Source organism: Neobacillus muris (assembly GCF_943193175.1).
In the GTDB taxonomy this organism is placed as follows: domain Bacteria; phylum Bacillota; class Bacilli; order Bacillales; family Cytobacillaceae; genus Neobacillus; species Neobacillus muris.
In genome coordinates, this window is the sequence record NZ_CALPDF010000023.1 from 1 (window position 1) to 15,123 (window position 15,123).

The window sequence follows — 15,123 nt, forward strand, 5'->3', positions numbered from 1 at the left end:
AGGTCACACCCGTTCCCATACCGAACACGGAAGTTAAGCTTCTCAGCGCCGATGGTAGTTGGGGCGAAAGCCCCTGTGAGAGTAGGACGCTGCCAGGCAAATGAAAAGGCAACCTTAGATGGTTGTCTTTTTTTGTGTTTTCAGGATTAATTTTCCTTTCATCTAATTGAAAAACTTGGCAAAGTATTAAAAATTTTACTGTAAAGAATATGTTAATTTTTAGATTAAAATTTTTACATACTAAATTGAATGTAAATTCATTGTAAGTAATCTGTAAATTGCCAACTTTTTAGAAAAAATTATGCTTTAATAGTCCTGTGTTTAGAAAGGAGGGGGAGAGTATGAGTCATATTGAGCTAATCAATATATCTAAATCATACGATAAACAGAAGGGTGTCCTTAATAGTATTAATTTAACAATTGAAGAAGGTGAGTTTTTTGTTCTTGTTGGTCCTTCAGGTTCTGGAAAGAGCACATTGCTAAGAATGATTGCCGGACTTGAAGAAATTTCCGGAGGTTTCTTGAAAATAAACGGTCAAACCGTGAATCATCTTCCTCCGAAAGATCGAAATTTATCAATGGTTTTCCAAAATTATGCCCTATATCCGCATTTAACAGTGAAAGAGAATATTCTTTTTGGCTTAAAAGGACGGAAAGTAGATAAACAAGAACAGCAGAGAAGACTAAAGGAAGCGGCGGATATGTTGGGCCTTCAAGAACTATTGAAACGAAAACCAAGAGAACTTTCTGGCGGACAGAGACAGCGGGTTGCACTTGGCCGTTCCGTTGTAAGCCATGCACCGCTCTGCTTAATGGATGAGCCTCTGTCAAATTTAGATGCAAAACTTAGGGCCAATATGAGGGTAGAAATCCGCCGGCTGCAAAAAAGGTTAGGGCTGACGATGATTTATGTGACCCATGACCAAGTGGAAGCCATGACGATGGGAGACAGGATCATGGTGCTCAATGATGGGCAGATTCAGCAAGTGGGCCAACCGATTACACTCTATAACGAACCGGAAAACTTGTTCGTTGCCACTTTTATTGGTTCCCCTAAAATGAATATAGGGAATGCTGTTTTCTCTGAAAATGGAAAATATCTAATAGTAGAAAACCAGATACATATTCCAGTAAACCCTTCTATTTTCAGTGACATCCCGAAAGATCGGAAGTTAAAAGTCGGCATTCGGGCAGAACATCTGGCAGCTGGCCTTTCTAAAAAAGAGAACATCCACTCTCTAGAAGCCGTCAATATTGAGCAATTGGGAAATGAAACCTCAATTGCCTTCGATGTTGGTTCAGAGGTGTGGACGGCGAAATGGCCGGGACAATGGCCAATTGAATTTGGACAGAAAGTACCTGTGCAGCTTCTGCCAGAGTTCCTTGTATTCTTTGATGCCGATTCAGGAAAATTAATCAAATCCGCAGAGTTTGGAAAGAGACAAGAGGTTGTTACCGTATGAGTATGGCCTATCGAACACTCGAAACCAATGAAACTTACATTCTTCAAGCAGAACGTGTAAAAAAGCAAAACCGGAAGAAAAGTTTCTTAAAAGGAATGTTGTTCTTATTGCCTTCGATCCTTTTATTTGGAGCTTTCGTGTTCTACCCGATGTTTAAGACGATTTACTTAAGCTTTTTTCTGACCAATGCGCAGGGGGCAACGACTGTTTATGTCGGTTGGGAAAACTATAAAGCTTTAATTACCGATCCAATTTTTATGAAGAGTGTAAAAAATACCTTTTTATTTGTTTTCTATACAGTGCCGACAACGGTGGTGATCAGTTTAGCTTTAGCCGTTGTGGCCAATGAAAAATTAAAGGGGATTGGCTTTTTTCGAACGATTTTCTCCTCCACCATGGGGGTATCGGTGGCGGCGGCTTCGGTATTTTGGCTGTATTTATTCAATCCGACGATGGGACTGTTGAACAAATTCCTTGAAGTATTCGGCCTGGAGGCGATTGAATGGCTGACGGATCCGAAGTGGGCACTTTTAGCGGTGTCGGCCACGACCATTTGGATGAATATCGGCTTTACTTTTTTAATTTTGCTGGGCGGATTGCAATCGATTGATTCTTCTCTCTATGAAAGTGCCGATATTGAAGGCACAGGCTATTTTTACAAGCTTAGAAGAATTACCATCCCAATGCTGTCGCCGACCTTTTTCTTTGTGATTACTGTATCGATCATTAATGCGTTCCAAACCTTTGGGCAGATTGATATTTTAACTCAGGGGGGTCCGGCAAACGGGACAAATTTAATCGTTTATTCGATTTATCGGGAAGCCTTTGTGAATTATCAGTTCGGTTCCGCCAGTGCCCAGGCCGTTGTGTTATTCATTCTCATTTTACTGATGACGGCGCTGCAATTTAAGCTGGGTGAAAGGAAGGTTCATTATCAATGATGCTGACAACGGGAAAAAAGATCACCTTCTATGTGCTGCTGGTCATTTCGGCCTTTTTGCTTGCTGGCCCCGCCATCATGGCCATAGTGATGAGTTTTATGACCAATCAGGATATTTTGACAGGAAGCTTGCCGAAGACCTTTACTTTCGATAATTATATCGCGGCCTTTGACCGCTTGCCTTTGCTGCAATTTCTGTTTAACAGTTTGGTGGTTGCGATTGTCATCACACTTGGACAGCTCATGTTATCCGCATTAGCTGCCTATGCGTTTGTGTTTTTGGAGTTTAAAGGGAGAGATTTACTATTTTATCTGTTTATTGCGACGATGATGGTTCCTTTTGAAGCTTCGGTCATTCCAAACTTTCACATGATCCGTGACTTGGGATGGATCGATAGCTATGCGGGGATGACGGTGCCTTTTTTTGCGACAACCTTTGGCACCTTTTTATTGCGGCAAAATTTCAAGCAGATTCCAAAAGAATTACGCGAAGCCAGCATGATTGCTGGAATGGGTGATGTTAAATTCTATTTAACGGTGGTCCTTCCCGTGTCCAGGACAAGCTTAGTCACGCTCGGTATCTATGGCTTTTTGACTTCGTGGAATATGTACCTATGGCCGTTATTGTCCACCACGAATGATACAGTGCGTACTGTTCAAATCGGTTTGAAGCAATTGCAAACCCAGGAACAATTGAACCAATGGGGTGTCATGATGGCGGGTGCTGTCATTGTCATCATCCCGACCTTAATCTTGCTTTTCGCAGGTCAAAAGAAATTGCAAACAGGGTTAACGGAAGGCGCCGTCAAATAACGGTTTCTTCGTTCTAATCATTCCACCATAAAAAAGGAGAAGAAAAAAATGAAGAAAAAATTCCTGTCAATTCTTACATTAGGGATCATCTTGCTCTTAACGGCATGCAGCGGAAATGCCGCTTCCGGGGACAGCTCAGAAAACAAAGAATCTGCAAAAAAAGGTGAAAAGCAAGTCGTTACTTTTTGGCATTCGATGAGTGGTGCCGGTCAGGAAACATTGAACAGCATCGTGGAGGATTTCAATAAGTCTCAAGATAACATCCAGGTAAATGCTGAATTTCAAGGAACTTATGATGAGGCCTTGACGAAATTTAATGCTGTCGCTGGTACAGATAGTGCTCCAACGATGATCCAAACTTTTGAAATTGGAACAAAATCAATGATTAACAGCGGAAAGATTACCCCAATCCAAGAATTTGTAGATAAAGATAAGTATGAAATGAACGGATTAGAGAAAAACATTACGAATTACTATTCATTAGACGGCAAATTTTATTCGATGCCATTTAACTCTTCAACACCCGTTATGTACTATAATAAGGATGCCTTTAAAGCAGCTGGCTTAGATCCGGAGAAAGCGCCGGCTACTTTTGAAGAAGTAGAAGATGCATCAAAAGCTATCACAAAATCGAATCCAAAAATGAAAGGATTTGCACTGCAAGCATACGGCTGGTTATGGGAACAGCTTCTGGCAAATCAAGGGGCTTTATTGTTAAACAACGATAATGGCCGTACGGATACGCCGACTAAAATCGGCTGGAAGGAAGAAGAAGGGAAATCCATTTTTAACTGGGTAAAAAATATGGTGGATGATAAAACTTTCGCGAACTATGGCACAAATGGCGACAACATGGTGGCTGGCTTCCTAGCTGGTGACGTGGCGATGTTCCTGCAATCATCTGCAAGTGCCAGAGACGTGATCGACAATGCTCCATTCGAAGTAGGGATTGCTTTCCTTCCGCATCCTGAGGACAAAGAACGTGAAGGCGTTGTGATTGGCGGTGCAAGCTTATGGATGATCGATGGCAAACCAGAAGCAGAATCTGAGGCAGCTTGGGAATTCATGAAATATCTGCAAAAACCAGAAGTGCAGGCAAAATGGCATGTCGGTACAGGGTACTTTGCGATTAATCCGGCTGCCTATGATGAAAAAGTAGTGAAAGATGCTTGGTCTGAAAAGCCGCAATTGAAAGTAACAGTAGACCAATTGCAATCCACAAAGTCATCCTATGCCACTCAAGGCGCCTTAATGGACATGCTTCCTGAAGGCCGTAAAATTATGGAAACTGCACTTGAAACAGTGTATAATGGCGGAGATGTAGATAAAGCCTACGACACGGCTGTTCAACAGTTTAACGAAGCCATCCAGCAGGCAAACAAAGCAAGAGGAAAATAATTCATTATATGACAGAGAAAAAGGCGTGGGCTCCCATGCTTTTTTCTCCTTTTCCCATTATGATCAAAAAGGGTGAGTTGTAATGACGAAAATTTATGGCCATCGCGGTGCTAAAGGCAGTTATCCTGAAAATACATTGTTAAGTTTCAAAAAAGCCATCGGCCAAGGGGTTGACGGTCTTGAATTAGATGTCCATCTGACAAAAGATGGTGAAGTGGTTGTGATTCATGATGAGACACTTGACCGTACCACGAATGGAACCGGCTGGATTAAAGATTTGACGTTAGAAGAAATTAAACAAGTAAGTGCCGGAAGTTCTTTTACCCATATTCCAGAATATGATGAAGCTTGGGATTTGGAAAGGGTGCCGGCGCTTCAGGAAGTTCTGGAATTACTGGCTCCCTATCCAACAGAACTCAATATTGAGTTAAAAACTTATGTATTTGCTTATAAAGGGATTGAAGAGAAAGTCCAATCAATTGTTGAACAGTATGGTAACGGCAGAAAGGTTGTTTACTCTTCTTTCCACCTTCCGTCATTATTGCGAATGAAAAAGGTGAATCCAGGCGCTAACATTGCTTGGTTATTAAATCAAGAAATCTCCTTTCCAGCTGATCATATCGAAACGCTCGGTCTAGAAGCTTTACATCTTAACAAGAATATCGTATTGCCTAGAACTGAGGCAGCCTATAGGATCATGAATTTAATCGGACTATATGAAAACATACGGGTCTGGACGGTGAATGATCCAGATCAAATTAGACAACTGTTAGATTTACAGGTCAATGCGATTATTACGGATTTTCCTGAAACAGCGATTGCCCTTAGAGATAGGAAGAAAACATTGGTTTAAATCTAAAAAATAGGTATCTTAATAAGATCTATAATTGAAGACATCTTCGGCGAATGGCGGAGGAGATCTGTCGTTAAGAGGCATGCTTGAAGACATTTTCGGCAAATGGCGAAGGAGAACTGTCGTTAAGAGGTATGCTTGAAGACATTTTCGGCAAATGGCGAAGGAGAATAGTCGTTAAGAGCCATGGTTGAGGACAATTCCACCAAATCTCGAATGAGTTTTGTCGTCAATAGCTTTTTTTGAAGTCAATCCCTTCATTTGCTGGATTAATTTAGTCTTAAAACAATTAATAACATTGGGGATGTTTATCAGCATGAAGAACCGGTTTATTGCAGGTCTTGCCTGCCTTTCTCTAGCGGTAACCATAGCGGTTCCTTGGGCAGTAAATGCACTGGCATCAAAACAAAGCATTGCTGCTAATAATAAACAATCTTCCTTACACCCGATTGCCTCCCATGTCTCAGTCATAGCCCATCGTGGAGCATCTGCATATGCGCCGGAACATACATTGCCAGCTTATAAACAGGCCATGCAGATGAAAGCAGATTATGTAGAAATCGATTTGCAAATGACAAAGGATGGGCATTTGATCGCAATGCATGATGAAACACTCGAGAGAACCACAAATGTAGAACAGATTTATCCAAATCGTGCTCCGTGGCAAGTAAAAGATTTTACACTAGATGAGATCCGTCAATTAGATGCGGGTTCATGGTTCAATAAGGCATACCCAGACCTGGCCAAAAAAGAATATATGGGCCAGCATGTACCCACATTAGAAGAAGCTATTACATTGGTTAAACAACAGGGAAATGGGAAAGTAAGCCTTTATATGGAAACAAAGGCACCCAATATCTATCCAGGAATGGAAGAGAAATTAATCAATATACTGAAAAGAAATTATGTCATTCATGACCAGAATCTTATTATTGAATCATTCAGCGAGGAAAGTCTTCGTAAGTTCAAATCGATGGCCCCAAATGTAAAGCTCATTCAACTCTATACAGCAAGTATGCTGAAAGGCAAGGATGTAAATCAGGAATTTAAGCGGATCTCTAATTATGCTTATGGAATTGGCCCCAGTAAGGAACTCGTGGTCCCAAAAATTATGGAGGCTGCCCACCAGAACAAGCTTGTTGTTCATCCTTGGACAGTCAATTCACAGGAGGATATGGCTGGCCTTCTTTCACTAGGTGTTGACGGGGAGTTCACAAATGCTCCAGACAAGTTAGCCGGCCTGCTCAAATAATTATTTCACATCTTTTGGCTGCCAATTTGGCAGTCTAGAGAGAAATATGTAACCAGATTTATCGAATTAGATAAACGGGTGGATGTATGGGAAAATAGTTCCAGATGATCTTTTGAGTTTAAAAATAATTGCTCTCCCTTTCCTAATCTATAGACAATGTTAGAAAAATGAAATGTTTTTTTAGTCCAATTCGCCTTGATATAATATTTTATGGATGATAATTGGGAATGCCTATTCCTGCACCATCCTTGGCAACTATTCATCGAGGGTAGAATTGGAGACTGGACAAACAGGACATATCGTGTTTATCCGGCCAGCTTGGCCAAATGCACAGGAAAACTATAATATCGGGGTGATAAAAATGCAAAAAAGAAGACTTGGCAAAAATGGTTTAGAGGTATCTGCACTGGGTTTAGGATGTATGGGGATGTCAGATTTCTACAGTGGCAGAAATGATGAAGAATCGATAAAGACTATTCATCGGGCGATTGAATTAGGCGTTAACTTCCTGGATACGGCAGATATGTACGGAGTAGGAAAAAACGAAGAATTGGTTGGCAGGGCCATCAAAGACCGCCGTGAACAGATCATGATTGCAACGAAGTTTGGAAATGTCAGAAGCGAAACTGGTGAATTTTTAGGGATCAATGGACGGCCTGAATATGTGAAACAAGCTTGTGAGGCAAGTCTGCGGCGATTAGGAGTCGACTATATTGATCTGTATTATCAGCACCGTGTCGATCCAAATACGCCTATTGAAGAAACGGTCGGTGCCATGGCTGATTTAGTGAAAGAGGGGAAAGTTCGTTTCATTGGATTATCGGAAGCAGGCCCTCAAACCATTCGCCGCGCGGACAGCGTACATCAAATAACCGCCGTGCAAACAGAGTACTCACTATGGAGCCGGGATGTTGAGGATGAAATTCTGCCTGTTTGCAGAGAGTTAGGAATCGGCTTTGTTTGTTACAGTCCTTTAGGCAGAGGATTCTTAACCGGCCAGATTCAAAGGTATGAGGATTTGGCAGAGGATGACTATCGCCGATTCTCTCCACGCTTTCAAGGTGAAAATTTTCAAAGAAACTTGGATTTGGTCCAAAAGATAATTGAAATTGCTGATGAAAAAGACTGCAAACCTTCCCAATTGGCCCTTGCCTGGTTACTGGCTCAAGGGGAGGATATTGTCCCGATACCAGGAACTAAAAGAATCAATTATCTTGAAGAAAATGTTGGGGCCCTCGCAATCTCGTTATCTGGGACGGATTTAGAGAGGATCAACCGAGTAGCTCCGCAAGGCATCGCAGCGGGGGAACGATATCCGGAAGCTGGAATGAAAGGTGTTAATCTTTAATAAGCCAGCTATGCATAAAAAGCCTCCTTACTTGAGGCTTTTTATCATGATCAGACACTAGTATTTTTTCAAAAAATTCTAAATACTAATTGACAAGTCCCTATTTTTTACAATAGATTAGACTTGTGATGAGTCATCCAAGGAAAGTTGCCAAACATATCCATCACTCTTATTAAAATAGAGGAGTTGGTTTTATGCTTTCCCCGTTAACCCCATTAGATTGGAAACGCCGGGCAATAAAGTATTATCCCGAAAAAACGGCCGTCATTGATGGAGACAAAGAGTTTACATACCGCGAATTTGGAAGGAGAACGGACCAGTTGTCTGCAGCATTAAGGCAGGCAGGAATCGGGCAAGGGGATCATGTTGCGGTGATGCTTCCAAATACCCATTACATGCTTGAATGTTTTTACGGCATCTGCCAGCTTGGTGCGGTCATGGTACCGTTAAATTACCGTCTGTCTGCGGGAGATTTGGAATACATTATTCGTCATAGCGATTCCAAAATGTTAATTGTGGACGCTGAATTTTGTGAACCGATTGAAAAAATCATTGGCAATCTGGCTTTAGAACAAATCGTTATTGTTTCCGTACCTGGTTTTGAAACCGCTTTATCAGGCGTGGATTATGAGGATTTCCTCATGCATGCGCCTGAGGCTGGGGGCCCTCCCGAAGTGGAAATCGATGAGAATCAGCTCCTGACCCTCAATTATACAAGCGGGACCACTTCCAAACCTAAGGGAGTCATGCTGACCCATCGAAGCAATTATATGAATGCAGCTAACTTCATGTATCATCTAGGTGTTAATCATGAGGATGTCTATCTGCATACATTGCCGATGTTTCATGCCAATGGCTGGGGCGGAGTATGGGCCCTTACAGCTGCTGGGGGCACACATGTTTGTTTAAGAAAAGTAGATCCGCCACTCATATTGGATCTTTTTGAAACTAAACATATCACCCTTTTATGCGGGGCGCCAACTGTGATAAACATGCTGGTTAATGATCCAAAAGCGAAGGAAGTAGAAATTAAGACCCATCCGCGCATGGCAACAGCCGGAGCACCACCTGCAGCAGCCTTAATCAAAAAGGCCCAGGAGATTCTAGGCTTAAAAATGATTCATGTTTATGGCCTTACCGAAACTTCTCCGTTTATCCTTTATTGTGAGTGGAAAAATGAATTCGATGCTAAATCCTCCGAAGACCAAGCGGTAATTAAGGCAAGACAAGGAATTGAGCTTGCGTTTAATGGAGAGACGAAAGTGGTTCACCAAGATGGGGAAGAGGTAGCTTGGAATGGAGAGGAATTGGGCGAAATTATTACCCGGGGCAATGTTGTCATGGCAGGTTATTATAAGGACCCAGTCACCACCGCAGCCGCCATTAGGGACGGATGGTTCTATACCGGCGATTTAGCGGTTACACATCCAGATGGTTATATTGAAATTCGTGACCGGGCAAAAGATTTAATTATTTCTGGAGGAGAAAATATTTCTTCTACGGAGGTTGAAGGTGTGCTATACCGTCATCCTGCTGTTTTAGAGTGTGCGGTCATCGCCATTCCAGACGAAAAATGGGGTGAGGTGCCAAAGGCGATTATTGTATTGCAGCCAGGCGCAACGGCAGCCGAGACTGAAATCATTAAGTTTTGCCGTTCAGAAATGGCTCACTTTAAAGCGCCGAAAGCCGTAGAGTTTGTCGAGGCGCTCCCTAAAACAGCTACAGGGAAGCTGCAAAAATATCGGTTAAGAGAAATGCATTGGTCTGGACCAAAAAAAGTAAACTGACCTCTCATAAAAAGGAAAGCAGCCAATTAACGGAAATGGCTGCTTTCCTTTTTTAAGCTTTAACTTGAAGTGGAGGCAGGTATTCTCTTAATGTCTGCTGTTGTTCGACGTTTAATGGAACCATTGGCAGGCGGACATCACCAACGGGGATACCGCACATATTCAAAGCCGCTTTTACTGGTGAGGGACTTGGCGCAGCAAACAAAGCTTTGATTGTTGGGAGAAGACGGTGATGAGCATCAGCCGCCGCTTGAACATCCCCATTTTTAAAACTAGAAATCATATTTTGAAGCTCGTTTCCAATGATATGTGAGGCAACGGAGACTACGCCAGCGCCGCCAATCGCTAAAACTGGCAAAGCTAAGGCATCATCACCACTGTATAGAGTAAAATCACTTGGCGTTTGGCTGATAATGGCTGCCATGTTATCTAAACTGCCGCTTGCTTCTTTGATCGCCACAATACTGTTGAGCTGAGACAGGCGGACAACCGTATCCACAGCTAAATTTACCACACTCCGTCCTGGAATGTTATAGAGCATTATCGGCAGCCGTGTGGATTCGGCTATGGCTTTAAAGTGCTGGTATAGGCCTTCTTGTGAAGGTTTATTATAATAAGGAACCACCAGCATGATTCCATCTACACCAGCTTCCTCAGCTTGTTTTGTCAGGCTGATGGAAGCACGTGTATTGTTGGAACCCGTCCCAGCAATGACCGGAATCCTTCCTGCGGCTTCGGCCACAACAAACCGAAATAATTCCACTTTTTCTTCTGTTGTTAAGGCAGGGGACTCTCCAGTCGTTCCGCAGACAACTAATCCATCCGTTCCATTGTCAATTAAATGTTGAACCAAATTTTTTAAAGCTGGAAAATCAATCTCGCCATTTTGGTCAAATGGTGTCACCATTGCGGTTAATACTTGGCCGAAATTCATTCATTCTCACCCTTTATCCATTTTTATAAAAAATTAGAGGTGGTAAAGGCCAATCAAAAGTCAACGCAAAAAAGCAGCAACGAGGCATCCCGCTGCTGCAGTAGAAACAGTTAGAAGTTCCTACGCGTGAGATAGCCCTCCATATAGTTGCCTATATGACAGTTCTGTGCTTATTCAACAACAGAACCAGCTTCAAGAATAATTGAGATTCTCTCAGCTTCGGCAAATTCCCCTTTCCACCGTTTTCACCAGACCTCATTATCCTCCAGCGGTGTACTAATGGTCTTTGCGCCTCTATCCTCACTTCAAAAGGTTTGAAGTAAAGAAATATGTAATTAATTGAACTATAACAGATTATTTAAAAAGTTTCAAGGATTTTGTATAATTTTAAAAATTTTCCGTCAATTAACTAATTTTAATAGGTGGCGGACTGCATAGGCAAACCCATCTTCATCATTGGTTTTTGTGACGATATCAGCTTTTTCCTTAATGGCAAGAGGGGCATTTCCCATTGCTACCGATATGTCAGCCACTTCAAATTGAGCCAGATCATTCCCGCCATCTCCAAAGGCAATGATTTCATCAAAGGAAACGTTCATGATCTGCTGAAAGCGAATGAGCGCCTTCCCCTTGTGTGCTTCATTAGAGGTGATCTCCACATTATTAGGGAAGGAGGAAGCCATTGAAATGGCAAATTTATCGTCTAAAGCTGCCTTTACTTCATTGATTTTCTCGATTTGGTCGTGATAAACCAAGGCAATCAGCTTATAAATTTTTAGATTTTCTTTTTGAAGGATCGCATCATAGTTAAAATTTTCAAATATGTCATCAAGTTCTTGTTTCGTTTTATTGTGTAATGGTGGAAGCGTGGAAGGGAGTCCGCCTTCATTGGTATAAACCAGCACCCCAACACCCAATTTTTTTAATATCGCGAAAATTTCTTTATAGGTATCCAAAGGAATGACGGCTTCAAATAAGAGCTCCCCCGTTTTGGAGTATAGGTTAGAACCATTAATGCAAAAAATGGGCACCTGCAAATTTTTCAGCGCGTCCAGTTTTATGACATCGGCTAGAGCTCGCCCTGTGTTTAAAATGACGCAGTGGCCTTGCTGCTGCAATTCATGAAGAACTTTTATGCTTTTTTCTGTCAATTCATGTGCCGAATTTAATAATGTACCATCTAAATCAATCGATAAGCATTTCATATGGGGCAAATTCCTTTCTATTTCTGATACAAAACATACTATATCAGAATGAGGCGGGGATGAAAAACTATACTGTTTTTCAAAACGGTTGTAAATGAAAACATTAGGGATGCTAAAAAGGAAAAGACCATACAAAAAGGTTTTTTTCAGCATAAGCATTTAAGTTTGTTTCTTTTGATGCAATTGTTACTATAGAAATAGATTTATTCATGAAAGGATAATTAATATGTCAAATATTCATATACCTGTATCAGTATTAAACTTAGCCCCAATACGTGAAGGGCAGGATACAAAACAAGCCATTGATTCCATGGTGGACTTGGCTCAGGCGGTTGAGGCAATGGGATATACCCGTTATTGGATTGCAGAACATCATAATACGCCGACTCTTGTCAGTTCAGCTACGTCGATTTTAATCAAACATACATTGGAACATACCAAGTCCATACGTGTAGGGTCTGGAGGCGTGATGCTCCCAAATCATTCCCCATTGGTTGTGGCGGAACAATTTGGGACGATGGCAACGATTTACCCTGACAGGCTGGATTTAGGCCTCGGCCGCGCACCTGGTACCGACATGATGACAGCTAATGCGCTAAGGCGCTCAAAAAATGATACCGTCTATACCTTTCCAAATGATGTGAAAGATCTGCTCACCTATTTTGGGCCAGCCAAGAAGCAAGGGTATGTAAAAGCTTATCCAGGAGTAGGAACGAACATTCCGATCTATATTCTTGGTTCTTCTACGGATTCGGCTTACTTAGCGGCAAGCTTGGGTCTGCCATATGTGTTTGCATCCCATTTTGCCCCAAGATACATGGAAGAAGCGATTTCCATTTACCGGAGCCGGTTCCAGCCATCAGAGTATTTGGATCAGCCATATATGATGGTTTGCTTGAATGTCATCGCAGCGGAAACGGATGAGGAGGCGCAATTTTTGTCAACGACGAAGCATCAGTTCTTTTTGAATGTCGTTCGGGGTTCGCAAATGATGCTTCAGCCTCCTGTTGAAAACATGGATGAGCTTTGGAATTCTGCGGAAAAAGAAATGGCTGAAGCGATGTCAAGTGTCACCCTGATGGGCAGCAAAGAAACGGTCCGCAAGCAGCTGACAGCATTCCAGGAGTATTATGATGTCGAAGAGCTGATGGCAGTGACTTATATTTATGATCCTGAAAAACAAAAACGGTCTTACGAAATCTTAAAAGAAATCGTAGACGGGAAATAACTTGGTATAATGGAGTGGGGTGTGTATATAACCACTCCATTTATTATTTTAAGAATTTGGTTGGAGTTGAACAAGAATGGGTCGTTCGTTTGCAAAATGGTATGACGTTTTTATGAGCCCTTTAGAAAAAAATAAATTTAAGGAAATTCGCAGACAGCTCCTGTCAAAAGCAACAGGCTGTGTCCTTGAGATCGGCTCTGGAACCGGCTTCAATTTCCCTTTATATGAGGCTGCAAAAAGGGTAGTGGCGATTGAGCCCAGTCCGGATATGATTGAGAGGTCCAAGCCGAAACTGGAACGGGCTCAGGTGCCAATTGAAGTGCTTCAGGCGAGCGCTGAGAAACTTCCATTTCCTGATGATTCATTTGATACGGTTATCGCTACTCTCGTTTTTTGTACGATTCCGGATACTGAAAAAGCGATCCAAGAAATGATCAGGGTCTGCAAGCATGATGGGGAAATACTCTTTTTTGAACATGTGAAGATGGACAATCCATTTTTGGGGACGCTTCAGGAATGGCTGACCCCTGCATGGAAAAAAATCTGCGATGGCTGCTGCCTAAATCGGGATACCCTAGGACTTTTGCAGTCGCACAGCCTTACCATTGAAAAAATCGAAAACTACTATAACGGGTTATTTATCTATATCGAATCCCGAAATAACAAAGTGAAAAGCAGCGTGGTGCTTTAACGCATTACAGTGCTGGGGGACAGGCCCCAAAGAAGGAAAAAATCGGATAAGGGAGAACTAATATATAGCATCTAAGAATACACTTCTTTGATTGAAATGAACTTAGGAGTGGTAGGTAATGGCTAATAGCAGTAGGAATCGTAAAATTTTGTTCGCAAAACGGCCGCAGGGAATGCCGGACGAAAGTCATTTTAAGATGATGGAGGAGGAAATTCCTGAAATTCATGAGGGAGAGGTATTGATTCGTTCGCTATATCTGTCCGTTGATCCCTATATGCGTGGAAGGATGTCGGATGCGAAATCGTATGCTGAGCCTTACGAGGTTGGGAAACCGTTTATTGGGGGAATCGTCGGAAAGGTGACGAAATCAAAGAATCCTAGATTTCAAGAGGGCCAATTTGTCGAAGGCCGCCTAGAATGGGCTGAATACAATGTTTCTGATGGAAGCGATATCCGGAAGGTCAATCCGGAATGGGGACCGATTACTACGGCTCTGCATGTCCTGGGAATGCCAGGATTAACGGCTTATTTTGGTTTAATGCTTATCGGGCAGCCAAAAGAAGGTGAAACGGTTGTTGTATCTGGGGCATCGGGTGCGGTCGGAACGATTGTCGGCCAAATTGCGAAAATTAAATGCTGCCGAGTGGTCGGGATTGCCGGAGCTGATGATAAATGCAGGTATTTAACAGAAGAATTAGGCTTTGATGCTGCCATTAATTATAAATCGGCAGAGAATCTCCGAAAAGCGGTAAAGGAGGCCTGCCCTGCGGGAGTCGATGTCTATTTTGACAACGTTGGCGGTAAAGTCAGCGACGCAGTCATGTCTCGGATCAACTTCCAATCAAGGACGGTTATTTGCGGCCAGATCTCGCAATATAATCTCGAAAAGCCTGAGCTTGGGCCTAGAGTGGCAGGACAGCTGTTAACGACTAGTTCATTAATGAAAGGCTTCATTGTTTCCGACTATGCGGAACACAATAAAGAAGGCTTAATCCAGCTGTCAGAATGGCTCAAAGAGGGAAGAATCAAATACCGCGAGAACATTGTGGAAGGCTTTGAGAACACAGTAGATGCCTTCCTTGGCCTATTCCGCGGCGACAACATTGGCAAGCAGCTGGTCAAAATAGTAGATTAACCAAATGGCTCATATGAGGTGCCTGTCCCCCAGTGCTTTAAAGCACTGGGGGACAGGCACCTTTTCTGCTGAATAG

Annotated in this window: 13 protein-coding genes, 1 rRNA gene and 1 riboswitch; of the genes, 12 read left to right on the top strand and 2 right to left on the bottom strand. The window is 42.4% G+C overall.

The window, feature by feature from the left end; all coding sequences use genetic code 11:
* The 9 genes from rrf to NFS43_RS14885 all read left to right on the top strand — a co-directional run.
* Positions 1-98: ribosomal RNA gene (gene rrf, locus NFS43_RS14845) — 5S ribosomal RNA — on the top strand; the annotation flags it as partial.
* A 243-nt stretch (positions 99-341) separates the two neighbouring features.
* Entirely contained in the window at positions 342-1,463 is a 1,122-nt protein-coding gene (locus NFS43_RS14850) for an ABC transporter ATP-binding protein (RefSeq protein WP_251552493.1), read from the top strand.
* A 2-nt stretch (positions 1,464-1,465) separates the two neighbouring features.
* The gene (locus NFS43_RS14855; protein WP_420910335.1) at positions 1,466-2,404 is read left to right on the top strand and encodes a carbohydrate ABC transporter permease; all 939 of its coding nucleotides are present in this window, start codon (positions 1,466-1,468) and stop codon (positions 2,402-2,404) included.
* Positions 2,401-3,216: a carbohydrate ABC transporter permease gene (locus NFS43_RS14860; RefSeq protein WP_251552496.1), complete on the top strand. Its 816-nt coding sequence runs from the start codon at positions 2,401-2,403 to the stop codon at positions 3,214-3,216. Before NFS43_RS14855 ends, NFS43_RS14860 begins: the two co-directional genes overlap by 4 nt.
* Positions 3,217-3,264: 48 nt before the next feature.
* Positions 3,265-4,614, top strand: a complete 1,350-nt coding sequence (locus NFS43_RS14865) for an ABC transporter substrate-binding protein (protein WP_251552498.1) — start codon at positions 3,265-3,267, stop codon at positions 4,612-4,614.
* Between the two features lie 82 nt (positions 4,615-4,696).
* Entirely contained in the window at positions 4,697-5,467 is a 771-nt protein-coding gene (locus NFS43_RS14870) for a glycerophosphodiester phosphodiesterase (RefSeq protein ID WP_251552500.1), read from the top strand.
* Positions 5,468-5,783: 316 nt separating this feature from the next.
* Complete coding sequence (locus NFS43_RS14875; protein ID WP_251552501.1) at positions 5,784-6,719, top strand: glycerophosphodiester phosphodiesterase; 936 nt, start codon at positions 5,784-5,786, stop codon at positions 6,717-6,719.
* Between the two features lie 361 nt (positions 6,720-7,080).
* The gene (locus NFS43_RS14880; protein WP_251553059.1) at positions 7,081-8,067 is read left to right on the top strand and encodes an aldo/keto reductase; all 987 of its coding nucleotides are present in this window, start codon (positions 7,081-7,083) and stop codon (positions 8,065-8,067) included.
* 194 nt (positions 8,068-8,261) lie between these two features.
* A complete protein-coding gene (locus tag NFS43_RS14885) occupies positions 8,262-9,854 on the top strand; it encodes a long-chain-fatty-acid--CoA ligase (protein ID WP_251552502.1) in 1,593 nt (530 codons plus the stop codon).
* A 52-nt stretch (positions 9,855-9,906) separates the two neighbouring features.
* On the opposite strand, the gene dapA is transcribed toward NFS43_RS14885, so the two are convergent.
* The gene (dapA, locus tag NFS43_RS14890; protein WP_251552503.1) at positions 9,907-10,788 is read right to left on the bottom strand and encodes a 4-hydroxy-tetrahydrodipicolinate synthase; all 882 of its coding nucleotides are present in this window, start codon (positions 10,786-10,788) and stop codon (positions 9,907-9,909) included.
* A 124-nt stretch (positions 10,789-10,912) separates the two neighbouring features.
* Positions 10,913-11,093, bottom strand: a riboswitch (Lysine riboswitch).
* Positions 11,094-11,189: 96 nt separating this feature from the next.
* The gene (locus tag NFS43_RS14895) at positions 11,190-11,993 is read right to left on the bottom strand and encodes an HAD family hydrolase (protein ID WP_251552504.1); all 804 of its coding nucleotides are present in this window, start codon (positions 11,991-11,993) and stop codon (positions 11,190-11,192) included.
* A gap of 226 nt (positions 11,994-12,219) precedes the next feature.
* Between NFS43_RS14895 and NFS43_RS14900 the strand changes: the two genes are divergently transcribed.
* From NFS43_RS14900 to NFS43_RS14910, 3 genes are all read left to right on the top strand, one after another.
* The gene (locus tag NFS43_RS14900; protein ID WP_251552505.1) at positions 12,220-13,221 is read left to right on the top strand and encodes an LLM class flavin-dependent oxidoreductase; all 1,002 of its coding nucleotides are present in this window, start codon (positions 12,220-12,222) and stop codon (positions 13,219-13,221) included.
* Positions 13,222-13,297: 76 nt separating this feature from the next.
* Complete coding sequence (locus NFS43_RS14905) at positions 13,298-13,912, top strand: class I SAM-dependent methyltransferase (RefSeq protein ID WP_251552506.1); 615 nt, start codon at positions 13,298-13,300, stop codon at positions 13,910-13,912.
* A gap of 118 nt (positions 13,913-14,030) precedes the next feature.
* Positions 14,031-15,047, top strand: coding sequence for an NADP-dependent oxidoreductase (locus tag NFS43_RS14910; RefSeq protein ID WP_251552507.1), 1,017 nt, complete (start codon positions 14,031-14,033; stop codon positions 15,045-15,047).
* Positions 15,048-15,123 lie beyond the last annotated feature (76 nt).